Origin of the sequence: Paenibacillus whitsoniae, assembly GCF_003955665.1 — a bacterium.
Taxonomy (GTDB): domain Bacteria; phylum Bacillota; class Bacilli; order Paenibacillales; family NBRC-103111; genus Paenibacillus_E; species Paenibacillus_E whitsoniae.
Genome location: NZ_RXHU01000139.1, coordinates 1 through 6,130, shown reverse-complemented (window position 1 = coordinate 6,130; position 6,130 = coordinate 1). Strand labels below are relative to the sequence as shown.

The following is a 6,130-nucleotide window of genomic DNA, read 5'->3' as shown; positions in this document are numbered from 1 at the left end:
AAGCGCAAGAAAAGCACCGGAGAACCTCAGGCAAAGCGCAAGAAAAGCACCGGAGAACCTCAAGCGAACGAAAAAAAGTGACCCGCACCGTCCGTGCGAATCACTTTTTTACCCCCTACGCGTAGCTCTGCCCGATCGCGATCCAGTTCACGATCCCCTGCTGCTCTGTCGTCGGCTTGATGCGACTGACGGCCAATACCACGCGGTTCGCCAGCTTCCGACTGATCGTGACGTGATACGCGGGAAGCGTCGTCGTGGCCGTCAGGACGTAGTCTGTGTTCGTGAACTTCTCGTCGAAAACCACGACCAGTTCCAACACTTCGTCCTCGACCGGCATCTCGAACGGAGCGAGCCCGAACTGCTGCACCGTGCTGCGCTGCTTGCGGGAGGTGCGCAGCACGTTATCGACCAGCTTCGATAACGTGAGCGACCGCTCCTGCACGTGCTCGTCGCGGATCGTACCGGCGGCGAGCTTGCCGCCGTCGATACTGCCCGGCGCCAGGTGCTGCTCCGCCACCGCGCCGGGCGCGAGGTGCTGGCCGTGCACGCTGCCGGCGGCCAGCTTGGCGCTGTCGACGGCGCCATCGGCGAGCTTCTCGCCGTCCACGGAGGCCGCCTGCAAGTGGCGGCCGGCGACGGCGGCTTCCGCCAGCTTCGCGCCGTCAATGGCCCCGTCCGTCACGTGCTCGGCACGGACGGACCCCAGCGCCAGGTGCGATCCATCCACGCTGCTCGGCGCCAGCTTCGTGCCGTCGACCGCGCCTGCGGCGAGCGCTCCGTTCGTGACAACGCCCTGCGCCAGCTGGCTGCTGCCAACGGCGCCGTCCGTGAGGTGCTGCGCCTGCACGCTGCCCGGCGCCAGCTTCTCCGACGTGACCGCACCGCTTGCGAGCTGCGCTTTGCCAACGGAGCGCTCAACCAGCTTGCGGGCATCGAAGCTGCGGTCCTTGAACAGCTCCGGCGTTATGGCATCCGGCGCCAAATGCGCCGCCGTCACGACGCCGGGCTGAAGATGGCTCCCGTCGATAAGCCCCGCTTGGAGATGGGAACTGCCTACCGAGAACGGCGCCAGCTTGGCGCTGGTCACCGCTTCCGCCGCCAGCTTCCGAGCGGTCACGGCGTCATCTTGCAGGTGCCACGCCGAGACCGCTTCCGGGGCGATGTGGCTGCGCTGAACCGCCTGCACCTCCAGCTCTTTGGCGCCGATGGAGCCTTTGGCCAAATGCTTGCCGGAAATGATCCCCTCTTTCAAATGACTGGCGCCGATTGCGCGCTTCGCAATTTTCTCTGCGGTGATGCAATCATCCCGCAGCTTATACGCATCAACACTCCCTTCGGCAAGCTTATCGCCCGTCACTGCGCCGGTGGCAAGCTTGTCGGCTGTAATCGTACCATCCTCCAGGTGATCGGCCTGGATCATGTCGTTCGCAATGTGCCAGGATTGCACGGCGCCGAAGCCGAGCTTCTCCGACGTCACCGCTTCATCCTGCAAGCACGCCGTTGTCACGGCACCCTCCGCCATATGAATTGTTTCGATGGCGCCCGGCGCCACATGGTGCCCCGTCACCGCATCGCTGTCGAGATGCATCCCAACGATGGATGCCGGCGCGATGTGCCTGCCTTCCACGACGCGACTGCCAAGCTTGGCGCTATCCACGGCTTGGTCCGCCAGAACCGCGTTCGTCACAGCCTGCGCGCTGAGGTGTTCGGTCGACACGCTTTGCAATTGCAGATGCTCGGACGCGACGCTGCCGATTCCTAGCTTTTCCTGCGTCACCGCCTGTGTTCTGATTTTATCGGAAGTAACCGCGCCGTCCATCAGTTTCGCGGTATCTATGATGTAGTTGGCGAGATGACGGGACTGCACACTGCCGCTGCGAATCTTCTCCGACGTCACGGCCTGATTGTCAATCAACTCCTGGGTGATGACCATTTCGGTCAAATGATGTGGCAAAATGGAGCGGTCTGCCAGCTTAATGCCCTCGATCGATTGATCGGTCAGCTTGGCGCCCGGAATCGTCGCATCCATGATTTTGTCGCCGACCAGCGAATGGTCCTGCAGCTTGTTCGCGCTGATGCTGTTTAGCGCAATGTGCTCGTCGCAGATCGCATGAAACGCGATTTTTTCCCGAGTCACGCTGTTCGGGGCAAGCTTGGATTGCTCAATCGCAAAGTCTTTAATGGCCCTCGTTCCAATACTGCTCGGTTTGATCTTGCTGTCGTCAATGGAGCGGCCGGCAATTTTCTCCCACGTGACGGATTCATCCACCAAATCGTCCGTATACACCACGGGATCCGTAACCCTTCCGGTTTTCCGCTCATTGAACAGAAGCAGCGGCGGTGCCGGCGTCGATACTTGGGAAACCTGCAGCGGTCGCATCATCACTTTGTCGATCACTTTGTCAGCCTGAACCGCGGGCTGTGTAAGCGGTGGCTGCACCATAGACTGTGTAAGCGGTGGCTGCACCACAGACTTGGGAGGCGGTGCGGGACGTTCGGCTTTGGCAGACGGCACCGGTTCATCCAGCCATCGCAATTCGTTCGTGCGCGAATTTACTTTTTGCACGCCGGACTTCATGCCGGCGCTTTTACGCTTAGCCATCGTTTCCTCTCCATTCAGCAAAAAAGAATCTGTGGTAACATATTCACCCCTATCCGGTTGCGTACATTCGCCCGTAAAAATGTGCGCTTACCCAGATCATCCGCCGCTTCGAGCGTTTTCCAGCCATCGCGCGTACAGCTCAAGCCTTTTCTCCGCCGAACGCTGCCAAGTGAATTTCTCCTGCACGCGGGCGATGCCCTGTTCCCCGAGCTTGCGCTGCAGATCGTCATCCTGCAGCACACGCAGCAGCGACGCGGCCAACTCTCGCCGAATTTTCGGGATCGAGACGAGCACACCGGTCTGCCCATCTTCAACGACCTCCTGAATACCGCCGGCGCGTGTGGCCACAACCGGAACACCGGACGCCATCGCCTCGACATTGACCAGTCCGAAAGCTTCCTTTCCTATGGAAGGTACGACTGCCACCTCGGCAAGACGCATCCAGGCGGGAATATCCTGGTGTTTGACATACGGAACGAAGACGACGTGACCGGCGAGCGCCCGCGCTCTTTTCTTCAGCCGGGCCACATACGGCGTCACCCTGCGCGAGCCATAGAACGCGCTTCCCACGATGACTAGCAGCGCTCTCGGCTCCCGTTGGATAATCGCAGGCATCGCCTCCAGCAAGTGATGCACCCCTTTTTGCGGGATGAGACGTCCTGCGTACAGGATGATTTTACGGCCCTCAAAGCCTCGCTCCCTCAGCATCATCCGCCTAGCGGCCTCTCCTTCCGGGGACCACTTGGATATAAAGCTGCCCGTGTCGACGCCCAAATAATTGACCACAATTTTATGGGCCGCCGCAGGCACTTTTTTTTGCAAATACGCCTTAAGAAACTCGCTGTTGACGATAATCGTCGTCGCGGCCCGCAAGCACGCCCTAAGCCTTGAAAGCGCAATATGAGGCTCGCTGATAAAGTACGTCGAATGCAGCACGAGCGAAATCGTCGCATGGGGAAACTTCCGCCGCAGCCGCCACACATACCGGGGACGATTGTCGACCTGGATGACGGCCGGCTTGATTCCGGCAATCTCCCGCATCGCCCCAGCGATATACGTTCCCGGTCCCATGAACGGCACACGCACATACGTGACGCCGCCGCGAACCTCTTTTGCCCGTTGAAATGAGGTCTTTCTTCCAATAACCGTCACGGGAACGTGCGCAGCGAGCGGCTCCGCCGTCTTTTGAATCACCTGTTCGACCGAGCTGCTCTTCTCTGATGGAATGGCAAAAGCGCCCGGCGACACGATAACCACCTGTCTGGATGAGCGCCACTGTCTGGCGCCCCGCGGTTGACCTTTTGACACGATTGTTCTCCCCTTTAATCACGTTCCTGCTGTACGCACGCGGATATTTACCGAACTTTCAGAGCCTGTATCAGCTTTCGTACAAACCGGTGCACCCCCGACTCCATACTATGAGAGGAATCCTTTCTGCGAGCCGCTTCCAAATGACAGAAGGAGAAGGAGTGAACCTTATGTCGCGTCGTCCCTATGTAGGCATCTTGGTCAACGACACTTTGTTCGCCGGCATCCCGAACGGGCACACCCTTTATGAAGAAATTTCCTTCTATCGGGATGCTTGCAAGCAGTATAAGCTGACGCCCTGCTATTTCCGCATGCAGGATGTCCATCTGCCTTCGATGAAGGTCCATGCCTACGTACAGCAAGAATCCTGCACGGAACGCATGTGGATCGATCTGCCCAAAGTCATCCACAACCGCGCGATCTTCCTGGATGCCGCTTCCAATCAGATCTTGGAGCAATGGACTCAAAGAGGCATCCACCTGTTCAATCGCTGGAATCGTTACAGCAAAATGCGCATCCACAACCTTTTACTTAAAAACGAGCACATTCGTCCCCACTTGCCAAGCACATATCCCGCTACCCTTGCCAATGTAAAAATGATGATGGCTTCTTACACCTCGCTGATTCTAAAACCAACCAACTCCAGCATCGGCCGAGGGATCATGAAGCTCGAAAAGCTGCCCAGCGGCCGATGGAAGCTGACTTATCCGGCCAGCATGAAGCTGACAAACCGCGTATGGCGCAAGTTCCTCTTCCGCAAAGGACTGCCGCTCACGCTGCGCCGCAAAATCGCTTCAACCTCCTACCTCATCCAGCAGTGCCTTCCGCTCGCAACCGTGAATGGGCGTCCGTTCGATCTGCGCGTCTCCGTACAGCGCGGTGCAAGCGGCGAATGGGGCATCACCGGCATTGTAGCGAAGGTGGCTTCACGGAAGCATTTTCTGACCAATGTGGCGCAGGGCGGCAAAGCTACGACACTGCCCGACCTGCTGTCCGCCGCCTACCCGCATCTTGATCCCGAAGCCGTCTGCTGCCGGGTTGCCGAGTTTTCTCTGCTGGTTGCGCGCCATCTAAGCAGCGAGCTGCCCGCTTTGGCGGACCTCGGCCTCGATGTCGGGATTACAACGGAGGGCTTTCCACTATTTATAGAATGCAACGGGAAGGACCAACGTTACAGCTTCAAAGAAGCCGGCATGCAGGACAATTGGAAATCCACCTATTACAATCCGATGGCGTACGCCAAATATTTGCTGTCGGGCGAAAAATGAAACAAAAAACACCGGACCTGCCCCAGACGCCTGCGCGGCGTTTGAGACAAGTCCGGTGTTTATTTGTGTGAGACGGCGGCTGCGATTCGCTGCGCCTCCTTATTCAATGCCGTAAGATCCGGCACGGACACCTCGTTATTTTGCAGGGCATATTTGCGCTTCAGCTGCACGATTCGACTCAGCCGCTCATTCAGCACATCGACCGGCAGCGTACCTTTATCGACCGCCGCATGCAGCGCCTGAAACACCCGAATGACATTCTCTGCACCATGTCCCGCCATGACCTGATTCGCACCGGCCAGCACGGACTGAACCGCCGCATCGCCGATGTCCTGATGCTCCGTAATCGCCCCCATCGTCAAATCGTCAGTCATGATGACGCCCTGAAACTTCATCTCTTTGCGCAGCAAGTCTGTCATAATTAGGCTCGACATAGAAGCGGGATTGTTCTGATCAATCTTCGGCAGCAAAATATGCGCGACCATTACACTGTCCGCTCCCTCCGCAATCGCTCGGGCAAACGGGACAAGCTCGAACTGACGTAAGCGGTTCAGGTCGTTCTGCACGACTGGCAAGCCAACATGGGAATCGACCGACGTATCGCCATGTCCCGGAAAATGCTTCACAACCGGCACGACGCGCGATGCTTGAATCCCTTTCATCATCCCCGCACCAAAATCGCTGACGAGGGCAGGCTTCGCACCAAACGACCGGTCGCCGATGACCGGGTTCTTCGGATTGCTGTTCACATCAAGCACCGGAGCAAAATCCATATTGAAGCCGTACGCCGCCATCTCCTTGCCCAGCAGAGCACCGGTGTCGCGCGCCAGCTGCAGCTTCCCGGATTGACCGATCGCCTGACTGGTCGGCGTTTTCACCAATTCGTCGGGCAGCCGGGTGACGCGGCCTCCCTCTTCGTCAGCGCCCAGCCAAAGCGGCTGTTTGTTCACAC

Annotated in this window: 4 protein-coding genes; 1 reads left to right on the top strand and 3 read right to left on the bottom strand. The window is 58.5% G+C overall.

Translation table 11 applies throughout. The features are described 5' to 3' along the window. Positions 1–115: 115 nt before the first annotated feature. Together EJQ19_RS31050 and EJQ19_RS31045 are read right to left on the bottom strand one after the other, a co-directional pair. The gene (locus EJQ19_RS31050) at positions 116–2,602 is read right to left on the bottom strand and encodes a WIAG-tail domain (RefSeq protein WP_126145085.1); all 2,487 of its coding nucleotides are present in this window, start codon (positions 2,600–2,602) and stop codon (positions 116–118) included. A 96-nt stretch (positions 2,603–2,698) separates the two neighbouring features. Further along, entirely contained in the window at positions 2,699–3,910 is a 1,212-nt protein-coding gene (locus EJQ19_RS31045) for a glycosyltransferase family 4 protein (protein ID WP_241243167.1), read from the bottom strand. A 170-nt stretch (positions 3,911–4,080) separates the two neighbouring features. Here EJQ19_RS31045 and EJQ19_RS31040 point away from each other — a divergent pair, with 170 nt between their 5' ends. Further along, positions 4,081–5,178 carry a YheC/YheD family endospore coat-associated protein gene (locus tag EJQ19_RS31040; RefSeq protein ID WP_126145084.1) on the top strand — a complete coding sequence of 366 codons (1,098 nt, stop codon included), beginning with the start codon at positions 4,081–4,083 and terminating at the stop codon, positions 5,176–5,178. Between the two features lie 59 nt (positions 5,179–5,237). Here the strand turns inward: EJQ19_RS31040 and EJQ19_RS31035 are convergent. After that, the coding region (locus tag EJQ19_RS31035; protein ID WP_164716849.1) for a glycoside hydrolase family 3 protein at positions 5,238–6,130 on the bottom strand (893 nt) is incomplete at its 5' end.

What these genes read in the sequence shown, in the direction of transcription:
- EJQ19_RS31050 (WP_126145085.1), bottom strand. Translation starts at nt 2,602, where the DNA reads ATGGCTAAGCGTAAAAGCGCCGGCATGAAGTCCGGCGTGCAAAAAGTA.
- EJQ19_RS31040 (WP_126145084.1), top strand. Translation starts at nt 4,081, where the DNA reads ATGTCGCGTCGTCCCTATGTAGGCATCTTGGTCAACGACACTTTGTTC.